A 19,681-nucleotide genomic window follows, 5' to 3' on the forward strand; every position below is an offset into this window, starting at 1 on the left:
GTTACATAAAAATGAGATTATGCTCACGAAATTACCCGCTCGCTATATTTATTTTGCAGCAAAAAACTGGTCATAAATGACAAATAAAAGGTCGGGCAAAAATAGGATATATTTTTACGATTCTTTAAAGATGGGTTTATTAATGCATTTTTGATGATTTCATTTCTCATTAATAACGGGTGAGGCACATTTTGAAATTCTGATACTTAGCAAATAAATAAGAGTTGCTAGACTATTTTTAATATTCTGCAAGCACTCTTTTTTTTATCATTTTTTTGCCAAACCGCACCGGGTTGCTTATACATTTTGTTAAGTATTTGTACATATAAACCGCTTCGCTTTATGTCAAATGATTGTTTTTTATATATTTAACAAACATTACAACACATTTCGGGAAATCATCTCCTTCGGCGCCGCCCTGTTCGGTGAGGGGCGAACCATAAGTGTCTATTAATAGACGCTTATGTCGCGCAGCGTGCTTCCCCTGTCAGAGGAAATCAAGAATGGCCGTTCAAAATAGACTTTCGCCTACCGTGGATATTCTCAACCAGAACACTGGCGACGTGATTACTCATTATTCCCAAAATGCGGACCGGGTGGTCAATTTATCCCAGACAAGCATTGTGAGAATAAATGCTTCTCCCGAAACGGTTAATTTTTATGAGCGGCAGGGGAATGACCTGATTGTCCATATGCGGGACGGGACAACGGTACGCTACCAGAACTTCTTTCAGCTGGATGCCGAAGGCCAGCATAGTGAACTGATTTTCGAAGACGACCAGGGGGTTCACCACGCGCTGTTCCCGTTCGCCTCTGAAGCTGGCCCTGCGGTCGCCGAGGCGATTGTCCCGACAATGGCAGAGACTACGCTCGGCGCGCTGACCGGCGCGGAAGGGCTGACCACGCTGGAGGTCCTGGGCGGCATTGCGGCGGTTGGGGCAATCGCGGGCGTTGCGATCGCGGCCAGCAATAGCGGCGGCGGCGGTGACGGCGATAATAACAATGGTGGCGGTAACAACGGTGGCGGTGACAACGGCGGAGGCGATAACGGCGGCGGTGACAACGGCGGGGGCGATAATGGCGGCGGTGAAACGCCGGACCCGGCGGAAATCGCGCTTGATCCGCTCACCGACGATAACGTACTTAACAGCAGCGAAGTGCTGCAAAACCAGGTGCTGAGCGGCGTAGTGGACGCCGCCAATGCAGGCCGCACTATCACCGTCACGCTGGGCGGACAGACCTACACCGGCGTGATTGGCGCTGACGGCACCTGGAGCGTGACGCTGCCCGCAGGCGCTTTGCAGGCGTTGCCCCAGGGGCTCAACACCATCAACGTGTCTCTGGTGGACGTCAACGGCAACACGGTGAACCAGACCGTCGATATCAACGTCGATACCGTCGCGCCCACGCTGCGGCTGACCCCGTTCACCGACGGCGTGCTGGGCGGCGAACAGACGGCGACTGACCAGATCCTGCGCGGCTTCACCGGCGTGGCGGAAGAGGGGCAAACCGTCACTATCACGCTGAACGGCAAAACGTACACCGCCATCGTCGGTGCCGACGGTAGCTGGGAGGCGGCCATCCCGGCGGCGGATCTGCAGGCGTTGCAAGATGGCCAGCAGTATGTGCTGGCCGTCAGCATTACCGATCTCGCGGGCAACACCACCACCAGCGAAGCCCGTTTTACCGTTAACCTCGACCAGCCCACGCTGACCGTTGATCCGCTCACGGCGGATAACGCGCTGAACGGCGCAGAGCTGGGGCTGGATCAGGTGCTGAGCGGCTCCACGCAGAATATCGCGGCGGGTACCGTGGTGACGGTGACGCTAAATGGCGTGAACTATTTTGCCACCGTGGGCGGCGACGGCACCTGGCAGGTGACCATCCCAAGCGGCGATCTTGAGGCGCTCGCTAACGGCAACGCCACGCTCAGCGTGAGTGTGCCGGATGGCACCGGCGCGCCGCTCACCGTAACGGATACTATCGTGGTGGACCGCACCGTACCGTCGGTCTCAATCGCCATTCTCTCCACCGATGACTACCTCAACGCGGCAGACGCCACGCAGCCGCTGGAGATCCGCGGCATCACCACCGTGACCGGGCCGGGCGCGCAGGTCACGGTCACGTTCAATGATAAAACCTACACCGCCGTGCTCGACAGCGCAGGCAACTGGAGCGTGGTCATTCCGGCGGCGGATCTGGCCTCGCTGCCGGATGGCCCGCGCACCGTTACCGCGACCGTCACCGCAGGGCAAACCACCGCCACGGCGGACCGCGTGATAAACGTCGCGATTAACGATCTGCCGGAGCCGACCATCACGACGCCGTTTGGCGACGGCGCGCTGAATGCCGAAGACCTGCAGCAGAACCAGACGCTCACCGGCAATACCGGCGTCAGCGGCAGCGGCCAGACGGTTACCGTACAGATAGGCAACCAGACGTACACCACCACCGCTGGCACCGATGGCGGCTGGAGCGTCACTGTGCCCGCCTCGCAGCTGCAAACACTGCCGACAGGGCAGACGCCGGTTGTGGTCACGGTCACGGACGGCGCGGGCAACAGCGCCAGCAGCAGCACCACGGTGACCGTCGACACCACGCCGCCGACGCTTTCGCTCTACACGCTGACCGACGACGGCAAGCTTAACGCGCAGGAACTGACCACCGATCAGGTGCTCTCCGGCAACAGCTCGGAGGCCGGGCAGACCGTCACCGTCACGCTTAACGGCCAGACTTACACCACGACGACCGGCAGCGACGGCAACTGGCAGATAACGCTGCCAGCCGCCGATCTCGGCGCGCTCTCGCCGGGCGCGAACCCGATTGTCGTGACCACCACCGACGCCGCGGGCAACACCACGACGGTGACCGATGCCATTGATGTGAAAACCGCGCAGCCGTCTGTCACCGTCACGCCGTTTACCGGCGATAACGTGCTGGACGCGGCGGAAATCAAAACCGCGCAGCCGTTGCAGGGCAGCGTGACCAACGCCGAGCCGGGCAGCCTGGTGGCGGTCACGATCGGCGCATGGAGCGCCACGGCAACGGTGGATGCGGCTGGCAACTGGCGCGTCGATGTGCCCGCCGTCGTGTTGCAGGGGCTGGCAAATGGCGATAACGCCATTCAGGTGAGCGTTACCGACACCTGGAATCAGACCCAGACGATCCAGGCGCCGATCACGGTGGATACCGCCGCCTCCGGCGTCGCCATCAGCATCATCGCCGACGACGATTTTATTAACCGCGCCGAAGCGGATTCCCCGTTAACCATCCGCGGCACCAGCGCCGGGCTTCCGGCCAATACCGAAATCAACGTCACGCTCAACGGCATCAACTATACCGCGACGGTCGACGCCAGCGGCAACTGGGAAACCACCGTTCCGGCGGTGGATCTGCAACAGTTGCCGGATGGGAGCTATGAAGTGACTGCCACGGCGCAGGTAGGCGGCGTCAGCGACAGCCATACGCTGACCGTTATCATCAACAACCTGCCGGATGTGACGGTCGACCCGCTGTTTAACGACGGCACGCTAAGCCAGGCCGAAGCGGGTGTTGATCAGATCCTGACCGGCACGACCGGCAGCACCGGCGCGGGCCAGACAGTGACCGTCACGCTGAACGGTCAGGCTTATCAGGGCACGGTCGACGCCGACGGCAACTGGTCCGTCACGCTGCCGTCCGGCGCGCTGGACTCGCTCACCGGCAACGATTCGCCGGTGCCGCTGCAAATCGTGGTTCGCGACGCGGCGGGCAACAGCCAGACCTCGACGGTCGATTTCACTGTCGATGTCGACGCCCCGACGCTGACGCTCAACCCGTTCGCTCAGGATGACGCGCTGAACATCACCGAGGCGGGCCAGGCGCAGCCGTTTTCGGGCGTGGCCGCTGGTGCGGCGCAGGGCGACAGCATCGTCGTGACGCTGAACGGCAAAACCTATACCACCACGGTGACCGGCACGAACGGTAAGTGGTCGGTGGATATCCCGGCGGCGGATCTGCAGGCGCTGCCGAACGGCCAGGCGCAGTTTAGCGTCACGGTCACCGATGCGGCGGGCAACACCGCCACCGCCACGCGCCCGATTACCGTCGCGGTTGACCCGGCGCGCGCGCCGCTGCTGACTATCGATCCGGTCGGCGGCGACGGCGTGATTGATGCGGGCGAACGCGCCACTGGCGTGACGCTCAACGGCACCGCCACCAACGTCGCCGCCGGGCAAACCGTCACGGTGCAGCTTGGCGACGACACGTTTACCGGCGTGGTGGATTCGGCGGGGCGCTGGCAGGTGGATCTGCCTGCCAGCGCCTTAACGGGCCTCACTAACGGCGATTACACCCTGACGGTGGGCGTGAGCGACGCGGCGGGTAACAGCGCAAGCCTCGATCGCGGTTTCAGCGTTGATACCGACATCAGCGCGCTGGTGGTGTCGCCGATTACCGGCGATAACCGCGTCTCGCTCAATGAGATAGCCGATGGTCTGGTGCTGAGCGGCACCAGCGTGAACTTCGCGCCGCAAACGACGCTGACTATTACGCTCAACGGCAAACAGTACACCGCGACCACCGACGCCGACGGCGGCTGGAGCCTTACCGTGCCGCGCGCCGACGCGCTGGCGATTGGCGACGGCACCGCGACGCTGACCGTCTCCGGCACCGATGAAAACGGCGCGATCGTCTCCGGCAACCAGAGTTTTACCATCATCACCACCGCGTTGCCGGAAGTGACGCTCAACACGCCGTTCACCGACGGTATCATCAGCGCCGCGGAAGTGAACGCCGGCGGCGCGCTGAGCGGCTCCACCGGCGTGAACGGCGCGGGGCAAACCGTCACCGTACAACTTGGCGATAACACTTATACCGCCGTGGTGGACAGCAGCGGCAACTGGTCGGTCACGCTGCCGCCCGCCGCGCTGCAAGGGCTTGGGGAAGGCGACACGCCGCTGGTGGTCACTGCGACCGACGCCGCCGGCAACCAGAACACGTCTGAAAGCACCGTGACGGTCGATCTCACCGCGCCGGCGCTGACCGTCAATGACATCACCGCCGATAACATCGTCAACGGCACCGAGGCCGCGCAGCCGCTCACCATCAGCGGCAGCGCGACGCCATACGATCCGCAGAATCCGCAAACGGTGCTGGTACAGATTGGCGGCCAGAGCTATAGCGCGCTGGTGCAGAGCGACGGCACCTGGAGCGTGACGCTGCCTGCGGGCGCGCTCGCGGCGCTGCCGGACGGCCCGGTGAGCGTCACCGCCACGGTGAGCGACGCGGCGGGCAACACCGCCAGCGAAAAAGTCTCGCTGACGCTGGATGCCTCCACGGCTAACGCGCCGCTGGTCACGGTCAATACCGTGGCGACGGATAACTTCATCAACGCCGCCGAGGCGCAGTCGCCGCTGCAAATCACCGGCACCACCACCCGCGTCGAGCCGGGCCAGACCGTGACCGTCACCCTGAACGGGCAGACGTATACCGGTGAGGTTCAGCCGAACGGCACCTGGGCCGTGACGGTTCCCACCACCGCGCTGGCACAGGTCGCAGACGGCCAGCAGATTGTTACTGTGACCGTCACCGACCAGTCGGGCAACCAGGCGTTTGTTGAGTACCCGGTGACGTTCACCGCCCAGCCGGGCTCGCAGCCGCAACTGGCGCTGAACCCGATCGCGGGCGACGACATCATCAACAGCCAGGAGAGCGGCCAGCCGCTTGACATCACCGGCACGTCGTCGAATCTCGCGCCAGGCACCATCGTCAGCGTGGTGTTTAACAACGTCACCTATACCGGCACCACCGACGCCAACGGCCTGTGGAGCGTGACGGTGCCGGCGTCGGCGCTCGCCGGGCTTGCCGATGACGGCTATACCGTCACGGTCACCGCCAGCGACGCCGCGCAGAACACGGCGACCGACACCAGCACGGTGACGGTAGATACCGCGCTGCCGCCGACCGGCATCAACCCCGGCAGCTTCCTTGATGACAATATTCTCAACGTCAGCGAGTCGCTCACCGGGCAGACGCTCGGCGGCACCACGACCGCAGGCTCGACCGTCGTACTGGTGGTAGGCGACCAGAGTTTTGAAACCGTGGCGGGCAACGACGGCACCTGGAGCATCACCATTCCGGCGGCGCAGCTACAGGCGCTGGATAACGGCCCGCAGGAGCTGACGCTGACGGTCACCGATCCGCGCGGCAACACCGACACGCTGCCGTTGCCGGTTACCGTGGGTAACGACAGCGCGCCGACGGTGGCGCTCGACGCTATCTTCACTGATGGCCTGATTAACCTGAGCGAAATTCAGAATGGCGGCGTTATCAGCGGCACCTCGACAGGGCTTGCGGTCGACACGCCGATTGTGGTGACGATTGGCGGCGTAACGCTGGGCGGCGTCATCGGCGCAGGCGGCGCGTGGCAGATTAACGTCGGCCCGAACGAGCTGGCCGCGCTGCAAAACGGCCAGTACACGCTCTCTGTCAGCGCGCAGGATCAGTTCGGCAACCCGGCAAGCGCGGGCGCGTCGGTTGAAGTGCTGCGCACTCCGCCGACGGCGGCGGTGCCGGATCTGCTCTTCACCGATGGCATTATCAACCAGAACGAAGCGGCGCTTGGCCAGCAGGTCACGGGCAACACCGGCCTGACCGGCGCGGGCCAGACGGTGCAGATAAGCATCGACGGCGGCGCGCCGATCGTCGGCACGGTCGATAACAACGGCAACTGGACGGTGGCGCTCACCCCAGCGCAACTGGGGGCGCTGGCGGACGGCAGCCACACGATTTCGGTCACCGTCTCTGATCGCGCGGGCAATACCGCCACCAGCCCGGAGGCGACATTTACGGTATACGCCGATCCGCTGCCGACGCCAGCACTGACGGAGCCGTTTACCGACGGCATCCTGAACGCCGCCGAAGCCAGCGCGGGCGCGACGATCGGCGGCTCTACCGGCCTGCCAGCCGGGCGTATCGACACGGTGATGGTGAGCCTCAATAACGGCACGATGGTCGAGGCGACCGTCGATGCCAGCGGCAACTGGTCGCTGCCGCTGACGCCTGCGCAGCTTGGCGCGCTGCCGGACGGCACCATTCCGGTGGCTGTAGTGGTCACCGATACGGCGGGCAACACCAGCACGCTGACCGACAGCTTTGAATCGCGCATCAATGACATTCCGGACGCTACCATCAACACGCCGTTTATCGACGGCGCGCTGAATAATGCCGAGGCGGGCGCCGCCCAGACGATCACCGGCTCTACCGGCGTAAGCGGGGCGGGCCAGACGGTGGAAATCGTGCTTAACGGCAACACCTACACCGGCACGGTGCTGGAAAACGGCGACTGGTCGGTGTCGCTGCCGCCTGCCGCGTTCACCGATCTTACGCCGGGCAGCACGCAGGATTTCACGGTCAACGTGCGCGACGCCTTCGGCAATACCGACAGCCAGCCTGGCTCGTTCGATGTGCAGACGCAGCTGCCGGCACCTGTGGCCACCACGCTGTTTGGCGATGACGCGGTTCTGAATATCAGCGAGGCTAACGCGCCGCTGACGCTCTCCGGCACTACCGGCATTACCGGCGATAACCAGTATGTGTCGATTACCATCGACGTGAACGGCACGACTTATGTGGCGGATGTCGATGGCGCGGGCAACTGGACGCTGGATCTGCCGGCGGGCGCGCTGACCGGCCTGTCGCCTGGCGACCATACGCTCACCATCGTGGCGCAGGATAATTTCGGCAACAGCCAGAGCATTGAGGTGCCGTTCCAGGCGGCGCTGACGCCGCCTGCGGTGGCGGTCACCCAGCCGCTGTTCGGCGATGGCTATGTGAATATCACCGAAGCGGGCGCGGCGAGCGCTATCAGCGGTACGCTGACCAGCGATATTCCGGCGGGCAGCGAGATTACGGTCACTATCGGCAATCAAACCTTCGGGCCTGACCGCGTGACCGTCACCGGCAACACCTGGACCCTGAACCTGACGGCGGCGGACTGGGCCAACGTGCCGAACGGTCTGCAGGCGGTGAACGTGAGCCTGGTGGATGGCGCGGGCAACACCGCGACCACCACCGCGCCGCTCTACGTGTCGCTCGCCGCGCCGACGCTTACCATCGACACGCCGTTTGGCGGCGATGGACTGAGCGGTGCGGAAAGTCAGCAGACCCAGACCATCACCGGTACGGTAACCAACGTTGAGCCGGGGCAGACCATTACGGTCACGCTAGGCGGACAAACCTTTACCACCACGGTGCAGAGCGGCAACACCTGGTCGCTGCAGCTCTCACCGGCGCAGCTCGCCACAATCCCGAACGACACCGTGGAGCTGACCGCGACGGTCACGGACAAAGCGGGCAACGTGGCGAACGCGCCGGGTATCAGCGTCAACATCGACACCACGCCGCCGGCGGTTGCGGTCGCCATTAACCCGGTCACCGGCGATAACATCATCAACGCGGGCGAGCTGGGCGATACGGTGACGCTGAACGGCACTACGCTTGGCGACGTTACCACCGTCACCGTGACCATTAACGGCGCGGCGGTGGGCACGGCGACAGTTCAGCCGGACGGGAGCTGGTCGCTGGATGTGCCCGCCACGCAGTTCCCGGATCAGGGCAACTACACCGTGGTGGCGACCACTGATGGCGGTACGCCTGCCACCACGACCGTGACCGTCGCGCTGGATACGGTGCCGCCGGTCGTGACCGTGGGCACCATCGCGGGCGATAACATCATCGACGCCACTGAAGCCAGCCAGCCGCTGGTGCTGAACGGCACCGCCAGCACCTCGGAGGCGGGCCGTCAGGTGACGGTCACCTTTAACGGCGAAACCTACTACGCGGTGGTCGGCGCCGACGGCGCGTGGAGCGTCAGCGTGCCGCAAAGCGCGGTCGCCGGGTTGCCGGACGGCGACTATACCGTGACTGCCACGCTCACCGACGCGGCGGGCAACGCGGACACCGACAGCCGTACGGTCACTCTGAACGCCGACGGGCCGCTGCTGACCGTGGACGCCGCAGGCGTGCCCGCGGTGCTCAACACCGTTAATGCGGCGGGCGGGCTGCTGTTGCAGGGCACCGGCGAGCCGGGCCAGACGGTCACGCTGCGCATCGGGCCGTTGACGCAAACCGCCGTTGTGGATCAGGACGGCAACTGGAATTACACCTTCCCGCAGGTGGATCTCACGACCCTCACCGACGGCGCGCAGGTGATCAACATCACCTCCACCGACGCGCAGGGCAACACCTCCACCAATAACGTGGCGCTCAATGTGGCGCTGAACCAGGGCCTGGGCGTGCTGGTGGACGATCTGTTCGGCGGCGACGGCATCCTGAATGTGGCGGAGTCGCTGGTCACCCAGACGCTGACCGGTCAGCTAAGCGGCGATTATCGCGGCGCGACGGTCACTGCAACCCTGGTGGGCACCGATATCAGCGTGCCGCTGGATGTGCTGGTGGGCGGCGACGGGCGCCTCTCCGTCGACTTCCCGCCGAGCCTCTGGCAGGGCATCGTCGATAACACGCTCGCGGTAGAGCTTAACGTCACCGACGCCTTCGGCAACGTGCGTAACGAAATCATCGACATCAACCTGGCGCTGAACGACGTACCGGTCGTCAGCCAGGTGCTGGTGGGTGCGGATAACCTGATTAACTTCGCGGACAGCACCGTTAACCAGACCATCAGCGGCGTGGTCAGCAATGCCGAGAACGTCTCGTCGGTCATCGTGAATTTCGCCGGTCAGCGCCTGACGGCGATCGTGGACGACGCCGGACGCTGGACCGCGACGCTGCCGTCCACGCTGCTCGGCGCGCTGCCGGACGGTCAGGCGGCGTTGCAGGTTGTGGTCACCGATAATGCGGGCAACGTCAACACCACCAGCGCGAACTTTAATGTCGCTATCAACAATCTGCCGACGATTAATATCGGCTCGCTGTTCGGTGACGGCACGCTGAGTATTCCGGAACTGTTGCAGGGCGCCCTGAGCGGCACCGCTACGGGGCTTGCCGGGCAGACGCTGACGATTCAGATTGGCAGCACGCCGGCGTTTACCGCGACGGTCGGCCCGAACGGCGTCTGGAGCGTGAACCTGCCGGGCGCGGTACAGAGCGCGCTCACGGGGATCGCCACCGGTAACCAGACGGTGACCGTCACCGCCACGGACGCCAACGGCAACACCGCGACCGCTAACGGCTCGCTGACGCTGGATCTGCTGGCCCCGGCGCTGAGTTCGCTGTCGGTCTTCGGCGACGGCCTGCTGAACGCCACCGAGGCGCTGGTGAGCCAGACGATTTCCGGCGTGGTCGCCAACGCGACGGCGGGCTCCACCGTCAGCGTGGCGCTCGGCGCGCGGACGTTTAACGGCACGGTAGGCAGCGACGGGCGCTTCAGCATTCAGTTGAACCCGACCGATCTCGCGTCGCTTGCCGAAGGCTCGCTGACGCCGCGCGTCACTATTACGACGCCGGACGGCAACACCACCACGGTCAACGGCGCGCCGATAGTCGTCGGCATCACCTCGCTGCCGACAGTCGCCATCAATACGCTGTTTGGCGGCGACGGCTGGCTGAACGCGACGGAAGCGAACGCCGGGCAGTTGATTAGCGGCACCAGTAACCTCGCGAACGGCACCGTCACGCTCAACGTGGGCGGCAATACCTTCACGGCGACCATTAACAACGGCGCATGGTCGGTGAACGTACCGGCGGCGACGCTGAAAGGCATCCAGGACGGCACGCTGACGGTCAGCGCCAGCGTCACCGACCCGGTCGGCAACGTGGCCACCGGCTCGCAGGTGGTGAGCGCTATCGTTCAGGCGCTACCGCAGGTGGCGGTGAACCCTGTCTTTGGCGACGGCAGCCTGAGCTTAAGCGATCTGCTGAGCCCGCAGCTTATCAGCGGCACCGCCACTAACCTGGCGGCGGGTAGCGCACTGACCGTCACGCTCGGCGCGCTGACGTTTAACACCACGGTACGCGCCGACGGCACCTGGCAGGTCTCGGTACCGACCACGTCGCTGCAAGGGCTGGTCGACGGCCCGCTTAATGTCACCGTGACGGCGCGCGACCCGGCAGGCAACACCGCCAGCGCCAGCGGCGGTCTGAATGTCAGCATCGGCGCGCTGCCGACGCTCGCTATCACCTCGCTGTTTGGCGATAACGGCCTTAACGCCACCGATATCCTGAGCGCCCAGACCATCACCGGCACCAGCACCAACGCCGTGGGCTCGCAGGTCACGGTATCGCTGGGCGGTAAGAACTATGTCACGACCGTCGGCAACGACGGCACCTGGCAGCTTTCGGTGCCGAAGACCGATCTCAGCGGTCTGCTGGACGGTTCGCTGACGGTTAACGCCAGCGTCACCAACCCGGCGGGTAACAGCACCAGCACCAGCGGTTTGCTGAATGTGGTAACCCATTCGCTGCCGACCGTATCGCTCACCTCGCTGTTCGGCAACGACGGCTATCTGAACGTACGCGAAGCAGGCACCGGCCAGACGCTGAGCGGGAAGATCAGCGGCGCGGCCGATGGCGCGACGGTGAAAGTGACGCTGGGCACCAACACCTATAACGCCACCGTCGCCAGCGACGGCACCTGGTCGCTGCCGGTGACCAATACCATTCTGCAGGGCCTGAACAACGGCGCGCTGAAGGTTGGCGTCTCGGTGACGGATAAAGTGGGCAACGTGAACAGCACCAGCAGCGACGTGACGGTCAAACTCACCACCCCGACGCTGACTTTTAACCCGCTCTCAAGCCTTAACCCGCTGACGCTGCTCTCTACCGGGCTGACGCTGCGCGGCGGTTCGACCAACCTCGGGCCGGGCGCGGTGGTAAACCTCTCGCTGCTGAACGGGACAGTCAAAACGACGGCGATTACCGATAGCAACGGTAACTGGTCTGCCAACCTCGGTCTGGGGCTGAATATTCTGCAACTGCTGTCGCTCTCCAGCGTGCTGAATATCTCTGCCACCGACGCGGCGGGCAATACCGGCTACCTGAACGTCGGCCTCGGCGGGCAGATTATCTCCACCACGCCGCCGGCCACCACGTTTGCCGCCGCGAGCGTCGAGCATGAAGCGTCGCTGTTCGCGCTGTCTGACGAAAACAGCCAGACCGGCACCCACAGCGGCACCCAGCAGACCGCCGCGACCGCAAAAATCGCGACAGTTGCGGCCACGGCAGAGGAGAACAGCGCCACGGCGGATGATACGGCAAGCGCTGCGGGCGGTTACACCATCGGCGGCGTCAGCATCGATCTCGCTGACGGCACCAGCCAGAGCGGCGAGTCGGTGCAGGGCAGCAGCGGCAGCGACACCATTCACCTCGCGACGCTCGGCTTCGCGTCGCTGGATGGCGGCGCGGGCACCGATACGCTGGTGATTGACGGCGTCAATATGAAGCTCGACCTCACGGCGCTCGATGGCCAGATCAAGCACATTGAGATCTTCGATCTCGGTAAGTCCGGCACCAACAGCCTGACGCTGGATCTCCATCAGGCTCTGACCTTAACCGACAAGCCGGAAGACGATCTGATCGTTAAAGGCGTCGACGGGGATCAGGTCAACCTGGTGAAAGGCGGCAGCGATATCTGGGAAGTGAGCGGGCAACGGGAAGTGGACGGCGTGCAGTTCGACATCTGGCATAACAGTTCGCAAACCAACACCCTGGGAGATGTTCTGATCCAGCACGGATTGCACGTCAATATGGTCTGACAACGCCATGGCGCCTCAGGGAAGAGGCGCCAGCGTCATTAACAATATCACCAGCCGCAAAGACGGCATTATTAAGGTGGAAACAGGATGCATAACAACACGATGCGCTACAGGCGGCTGGCATTGATGCTGGCGACGGTCCTGATGAGTTTTCCCGCCGTTTCGCAGGAGGAGTTCGCCTGGCAGACGGCCCCGAGCGAGCAGCTTCAGGCGCAGCTCACCATTAAAGAAGCCATTCTACGCGCCTTCGCGCGTAACCCGAAAATCGCCCAGGCGGCGGCGCAGATCCGCGTTGGCAAGGCCAATCTCGAAGAGGCGCAGAGCGCCTGGTTTCCGCAAATCTCCTTGCAGGGCAATGTCGGGCGTAACCACCGCACCGACTCCTCAGGCTCCCTCAACAGTAACGCCGCAGGCGGCGTGAATCTCAGGCAGTTGATTTACGACTTCGGCAAAACCGGCGGCAGCATTGATGAGCAGGAAAACCTCTCCGAAGCCTACCGCTTCCAGCTTTACGACACGCTTAATCAGGTTGGGATGCAGACGCTACAGGCCTATTTGCAGGTGCGCCGCTATCAGAGCCTTGCCGAGGCCGCCGCGCGCAACCTTGAGTCGCTGCGCGCTGTCCAGGGGATGGCGGATCTGCGCGCCGAAGCAGGGCTGAGCACCCAGTCGGATGTACTCCAGGCGCAGAGCCGCATCGCCGGGATGAACGCGACGCTGGAGCAATATCGCGCTCAGGCGCGCTCGGCGCAGGCGGCGTTAAGCGTGCTTACCGGCGTGGTGGCCGACACGCTGCCCGACCTGCCGGAAGATTTGTTGCGCCAGCCAATCACGCTCAAATCGCTGCCGTATGAGCAGACTAACGCGGTACGCGCCGCGCAGGCCAAACAGCTCGCCGCCGAACAGCGCATCCGCCAGGCTCAGGCGCAGCACTGGCCGACGGTCTCCGTACAGGCCGGACGCACGCGCTATCAGAACGATAACGCCAACTACTGGGACGATCAGGTGCAGCTGGTGGTGGATGCGCCGGTTTATCAGGGCGGGGCGGTGAGCGCCCGTGTCGAGGCCGCCGAAGGCGATCGCGCCAGCGCCCGTGCGGATGTCGAGGCCAGTAAGCTCGACATCAACCAGAAAGCCGCCACCGCCTGGGCCGATCTCACCGGCGCGCAGCAGCGCCAGCGGGCGGGTGAGCAGCAGATTGCCAGCGCCGGGCACGCCCGCGAGGTCTACCGCGATGAGTACCGGCTCAGCAAGCGCAGCCTCAACGATCTGCTGAGCATCGAACAGGATGTCTTTCAGGCCGACACGCTCGCGATTACCGCCCGCTACGACGCCTGGGATGCGGCGGTTCGCTACGCGGCTGCGGTGGATAACCTGCTCGATATGCTTGGCATTGAACGCGCCCGGATGACCGGGGATACCCTGCCGTCGCTGTAAGCGCGGCATTTTAAGGAGTTCGTATGTCCCAGATTCCCGATACCGAAAGCTGGATCCGCGCCATGACCCGCGCGGCGGGGCGTTTCGGACTGCCCGCCGACGCGCCGGCGGTGCGCCAGCAGATGCGCTGGTTTGAAAATCTGCCGCTGGCGCCGCGGCTCGACCGGCTCGCGGCGCTGATGGGCTTACAGGTGCGGCTGACGCCGCTGAAAAATATGCGCTGGAACAGCCAGACCCTGCCGGTGATTGTTCAACTGGAAGAGGGGGGCCTGATGCTGCTGGAAGCCATCGACGCCGACGGGGTGGTGACTTACTGGCTGAGCGAAGGCGGCGACCTGGTGCGCGAAGAGCCGCTGGAGACGCTGCTTGAGCGTGTGAAACCGGAAGTGGCGCTGCTCGGCATCGCCGCGCGCGGGCGCGACGCGCGCATTGACGATTTCACCCGCCCTTATGAGCAGCACTGGTTCTGGCGGCACTTCCGCCACGCCGGACGCAAGCTTGCCGAGATTTCGCTGGCCTCGGTGCTCGGCAACGTGCTGGCGCTGGGGGGCATTCTGTTTTCAATGCAGGTTTATGACCGCGTCATTCCGGCGGAGTCGTACCCGACGCTGTGGGTGCTGTTTTTCGGTGTGCTGCTGGCGGCGCTGTTTGAGTTTTTCATACGTCTCGCCCGCACCCATGTGTCAGACATTATGGGCAAGCATATCGATCTCAACGTCTCGTCGCTGTTTTACGCCCGCGCAATGGCGATTAAAAACGACGAGCGGCCCAAATCCACCGGATCGTTTATTTCACAGTTGCGCGAAATCGATCAGGTGCGCGAGCTGCTGACCTCCACCACCGTCGGCGCGGCGATGGATATTCCATTTGTACTGCTCTTTTTAGGGATCATGGCGCTGGTGGGCGGACAGCTGGTGGCGATCCCGCTTATCGCGATCCCGCTGATTGTGATCCCGGGCCTGCTGATCCAGTGGCCGATGGCGAAGCTCGCCAAAGAAGGGATGCGCGAGAGTGCCATTCGCAACGCGGTACTGGTGGAGTCGATAGAAGGGGTGGAGGATATTAAGGCGCTACAGGCGGAGCCCTATTTTCAGCGCCAGTGGGAGCACACTCACAGCGTGGGGGCGAGCATTGGCATGAAGCAGCGCGTCTGGGGCGCGCGCTTAAGCGGCTGGGCCTCGACGGTGCAGCAGATAACCTACGCGGGGATGCTGGTGTTCGGCAGCTATCTGGTGCTCGACGGGCAGATAACGACCGGTACGCTGGTGGCATGCAGCCTGCTTTCTTCGCGCACGCTGGCGCCGCTGATGCAACTGACGATGGTGTTCTCTCGCTGGCAGCACGCCAAAACCGCCATGAGCGGGCTGAATGAACTGCTGAAAAAGCCGCTCGATAAAGAGGCAGGCAGCAAGATGGCGCACTGCCCGGTGCTGGCGGGCCACTATCAGTTTCAGGATGTGCAGTACAGCTACGATAAAGAAAAGGGCGATCAGGCGTTGCTGGTGCCGTCGCTTGAGATTAAACCCGGCGAGCGGGTGGCCATCCTCGGCAAAGTGGGCGCCGGGAAATCGACGCTGCTGAAGCTGCTGTCCGGCCAGGCGCAGGCGAGCAAGGGCAAGGTGATTATCGACGGCGTCGATCTGGCGCATATCGATCCGATGGATGTGCGCCGCCAGGTGGGATATTTGTCGCAGGAGTCGCGGCTCTTCTTCGGCACGCTGCGACAGAACCTGATGCTCGGCCACCCTAACGCCACCGATGCCGAGCTGTTACAGGCGCTCCGCATCAGCGGCGCGCTCTCAATGGTGCAGCATGACGCGGCGAGCCTCGACAGACTGATTAACGAAGGCGGGCGCGGGCTCTCCGGCGGCCAGCGCCAGATGGTGCTGCTGAGCCGTCTGCTGGTGCGTAATCCGCAGATTGTCCTGCTGGACGAACCCACCGCCTCGATGGATGAACAGCTGGAAGCACACGTGATTCGCCAGCTTCACCAGTGGCTTACGGGCCGCACGCTGGTGCTGGTGACGCACCGCCCGGCGCTGCTGTCGCTGGTCGACCGCGTGGTGGTGATGGAGAACGGCAAAGTGGTGGCGGATGGCCCGCGCGACGCCATTCTGCAAAAGGCGCAGCGCAACAGCAACGTGGCCTCGGTGGCGTAAGGAGCGGCAATGAGTCAACTGACAATGCAGGAAGAGCTGGCGCGCCAGGGGCGGTTTTACTCGTCAGTTATCTGGCTGACGCTGGCGGCGCTGGTGCTGTTTTTCGTCTGGGCGTGGTTCGCGACGCTGGATGAGGTGACGGTGGGCACCGGAAAAATTACGCCGTCGAGCCGCGCGCAGGTGATAGAGAGTCTCGACGGCGGGATAGTCAACGCCCTGATGGTGCATGAAGGCGACGTGGTGGAGCGCGGGCAGATGCTGGCGCGGCTCGACCCGACGCGCTTTCAGTCAAACTATGGCGAAGCGGCGGCGCGCGCCCGGGCGCTGCGCGCCTCCAGCGAACGGCTGCGCTCGGAGCTGACCGGCGAACCGCTTAAGTTTAGTGAAGAGTCGCTGCGCGAACCGGCGCTGGTCGCCCGCGAGCGCCAGCTGTATGAGTCGCGTCGCCGTAATCTGGACGAGACCTTAGAGAATCTGCAAAAAACCTACAATCTGGTGATGGCGGAGCTGCGCATGACTCAGCCGCTGGTGGCGAAAGGGGCCGCGAGCGAAGTGGAAGTGATCCGTCTGCAACGTCAGGCCGCAGAGCTGAAGGGCAAAATGGACGACGCGCGTAACCAGTTTGCGGTGCGCGCCCGCGAAGAGCAGGTGAAAAATAACGCCGATCTCGATGCCCAGTTACAGGTGATGGCGGGTAAAGCGGATCAGCTCGATCGCGCTACGCTCTTCTCGCCGGTGCGCGGGGTGGTGAAAGATATTCAGGTGACGACCGTCGGCGGCGTGCTCCAGCCAGGCGGCAAGCTGATGGAGATCGTACCGCTGGAAGATCAACTGCTGGTGGAGACGCGCATCAACCCGCGCGATATCGCCTATATCCGCCCCGGCTTGCCTGCGACAGTGAAGATAACCGCCTACGATTCGTCGATTTACGGGGATCTGAAAGGGGAGGTGGAGATGGTGTCGCCGGATACGTTGCAGGATGAAGTGAAGCGCGATCAGTTTTATTACCGGGTGTATGTGCGCACCCAGAGCGCGGAGCTGAAAAACCGCAACGGCAAGCGCTTCCCGATCCTGCCCGGCATGGTGGCGAACGTGGAAATCAAAACCGGACAGAAAACGGTGCTCGATTATTTGATAAAACCGCTCAACAAAGTGAAAGAGGCGTTAAGGGAGCGGTAGGTTTCTGGCGGGGGCGACTGGCGTTGCTTTGGCGGGGGCGCTGCCCCTGGCGCTCGGCGCACAGTTATCTTTATGGCGATCGTGTGGAGTGGGGTAGCGCAGCGCATCCACCTTAAAATACTTGCCGTTGTCGTTATGTTGAACAGGTAAACGCAGCGCGCCTGCTACTCAGCACCAACCCGCCTTTGCGCCCAATAAAAAACCGGCTTTCGCCGGTTTTTTACTGGTGCGCTAGCGTCCTGCATTTTTCATAATGCGCGCTTTATCGAGCTGCCATTCGCGCTCTTTCAGGTCGGAGCGCTTATCGTGCTGCTTCTTACCTTTCGCGACGCCGATTTTGACTTTGCACCACGCGTTCTTCCAGTACAGCGACAGCGCTACCACAGTATAACCTTCACGGTTTACGCGGCCATACAGCGTATCCAGCTCGCGCTGGTTTAGCAGCAGCTTACGGGTGCGGGTCGGGTCGCAGACGACGTGCGTTGACGCCACATTAAGCGGCTGGAAGTTGGCCCCGAACAGGTACGCTTCGCCTTCTTTGAGAATTACATAGCTGTCGCCGATATTGGCTTTGCCCGCGCGCAGGGATTTAACTTCCCAGCCCTGAAGGGCCAGGCCTGCTTCAAACTCATCTTCGATGAAGTATTCGTGGCGGGCGCGCTTGTTGAGCGCAATGGTGGCTGAGCCAGGTTTGTGTGCTTTTTTCTTGGTCATAGTGCCGCTCAGTATAGGTAATCCGATCGTAAAACGCACCCCTTCCCCGGGGTGGAAAAGGGTTATCTTAGCATGTCTGCCGGCGAGTTTTTGTTTAATGGATGATAAATGTTATTATTTCTAAGTCGTATGACTCACAGGAAATACTATGCCCCAGATTAGTCGTACTGCCCTGGTGCCTTACAGCGCTGAGCAGATGTATCAGTTAGTGAACGATGTGAAATCCTATCCGGAGTTCTTGCCAGGCTGCGTGGGAAGCCGCGTGCTGGAGTCGTCTCCGGGCCAGATGACGGCGGCGGTCGAAGTATCGAAAGCCGGGATCAGCAAGACGTTCACCACCCGCAATACGCTGATCAGCAATCAGAGCATTTTGATGCATCTGGTCGACGGCCCCTTCAAGTCGCTGATGGGCGGTTGGAAATTCACGCCGCTGACGGAAGACGCCTGCCAGATTGAATTTAATCTCGATTTTGAATTCACCAACAAGCTAATTGAACTCGCGTTTGGCCGGGTCTTTAAAGAGCTGGCCTCCAGCATGGTTCAGGCGTTTTCGCAGCGCGCCAAAGAGGTTTACAGTGCCGGGTGAAATTCAGGTGGAGGTGGCGTATGCCCTCCCCGAAAAACAGTACCTGCGTAAGGTAAAGCTTGCCGAAGGCGCATCGGTGGAAGAGGCGATTATCGCCTCCGGGCTGCTTGAGCTACGTAAAGATATCGATCTCAAAAAGAATAAGGTCGGTATTTACAGCCGTCCGGTAAAGCTTGCCGATACGCTTAATGACGGCGACCGCGTCGAGATTTACCGGCCACTGATTGCTGACCCGAAAGAGCTGCGCCGTCAGCGTGCCGAACGCGCGGCGAAAAAGTAAACGAGCAGTGCGGGAATGTTGTAGACGGCAATCCAGCCCGCTGCGACGCGCAAGTTGTAACGCGCAATAAAAAAGGTGCCCTGAGCACCTTTTTTGTTTTATCGCGCAACGTTCGCGTTACGGGCGCTGAGCGTCCAGCTTCGGTTTGTTGTCCATATTGGTTAACACGCCGTTGCTGTTGAAAGTCAGCGTCAGCGTCTGCTGCGTGACATTCTCATGGCCCGGCTGCTGGCGGAAAATGTAATACCACGTATTGCTGCCGAACGGATCCGACATCATCGGCGTGCCCAGCGCGTAGGCAACCTGCTGTTGCGTCATGCCGATGCGGACTTTGGCAATGTCGGTAGGCGTCAGGTAGTTACCCTGATTAATGTCGGGGCGGTAAACCACTCGTTCCAGAGTAGAACAGCCTGCGGTCAACATCAGAAGGACCGCTGCGGCAGCAGTCAGCGTTTTACAGCGCATAGTGATTAGATTCCTTTTCGGGCCCGAGCAACACGCGGCTCATACATAATTAGCCGATGATAATAAACCTTCAGTCAGTTTAAAACCTTAAGGCGCTTCACTATGACCGTAGCGGATGAAAAAAGTTAGCGCAAAACGCGATTAAAACACGCATCACGCTTTTGTTGCT

At 62.3% G+C, this 19,681-nt stretch carries 8 protein-coding genes; 6 read left to right on the forward strand and 2 right to left on the reverse strand.

All coding sequences use genetic code 11. From position 1 onward, the window contains the following. The first annotated feature begins 503 nt into the window (after nt 1-503). The 4 genes from BJP61_RS06015 (at nt 504) to BJP61_RS06030 (ending at nt 17,467) form a co-directional block, all read left to right on the forward strand. Complete coding sequence (locus tag BJP61_RS06015; RefSeq protein WP_171998001.1) at nt 504-12,692, forward strand: Ig-like domain-containing protein; 12,189 nt, start codon at nt 504-506, stop codon at nt 12,690-12,692. 87 nt (nt 12,693-12,779) lie between these two features. After that, a complete protein-coding gene (locus BJP61_RS06020) occupies nt 12,780-14,129 on the forward strand; it encodes a TolC family outer membrane protein (RefSeq protein WP_075192838.1) in 1,350 nt (449 codons plus the stop codon). A gap of 23 nt (nt 14,130-14,152) precedes the next feature. After that, complete coding sequence (locus BJP61_RS06025; protein ID WP_038868280.1) at nt 14,153-16,288, forward strand: type I secretion system permease/ATPase; 2,136 nt, start codon at nt 14,153-14,155, stop codon at nt 16,286-16,288. A 9-nt stretch (nt 16,289-16,297) separates the two neighbouring features. Further along, entirely contained in the window at nt 16,298-17,467 is a 1,170-nt protein-coding gene (locus BJP61_RS06030; protein ID WP_038868283.1) for an HlyD family efflux transporter periplasmic adaptor subunit, read from the forward strand. A gap of 231 nt (nt 17,468-17,698) precedes the next feature. On the opposite strand, the gene smpB is transcribed toward BJP61_RS06030, so the two are convergent. Next, nucleotides 17,699-18,181 (reverse strand): SsrA-binding protein SmpB, encoded by a 483-nt coding sequence (gene smpB / locus BJP61_RS06035; protein WP_038868285.1) that lies wholly within the window; start codon nt 18,179-18,181, stop codon nt 17,699-17,701. A gap of 148 nt (nt 18,182-18,329) precedes the next feature. Here smpB and BJP61_RS06040 point away from each other — a divergent pair, with 148 nt between their 5' ends. Next, on the forward strand, nt 18,330-18,767 hold the full coding sequence (locus BJP61_RS06040) for a type II toxin-antitoxin system RatA family toxin (protein ID WP_007681574.1): 438 nt from the start codon (nt 18,330-18,332) through the stop codon (nt 18,765-18,767). Continuing rightward, on the forward strand, nt 18,757-19,047 hold the full coding sequence (locus tag BJP61_RS06045; RefSeq protein ID WP_038868287.1) for an RnfH family protein: 291 nt from the start codon (nt 18,757-18,759) through the stop codon (nt 19,045-19,047). The genes BJP61_RS06040 and BJP61_RS06045 overlap by 11 nt, the downstream gene beginning before the upstream one ends. Nucleotides 19,048-19,164: 117 nt before the next feature. Here BJP61_RS06045 and bamE read toward each other — a convergent pair whose 3' ends face one another. Further along, a complete protein-coding gene (bamE, locus tag BJP61_RS06050; protein ID WP_038868289.1) occupies nt 19,165-19,512 on the reverse strand; it encodes an outer membrane protein assembly factor BamE in 348 nt (115 codons plus the stop codon). Between the last annotated feature and the right edge of the window lie 169 nt (nt 19,513-19,681).

The organism is Cronobacter sp. JZ38, from assembly GCF_008932145.1.
Lineage (GTDB): Bacteria > Pseudomonadota > Gammaproteobacteria > Enterobacterales > Enterobacteriaceae > Cronobacter > Cronobacter muytjensii.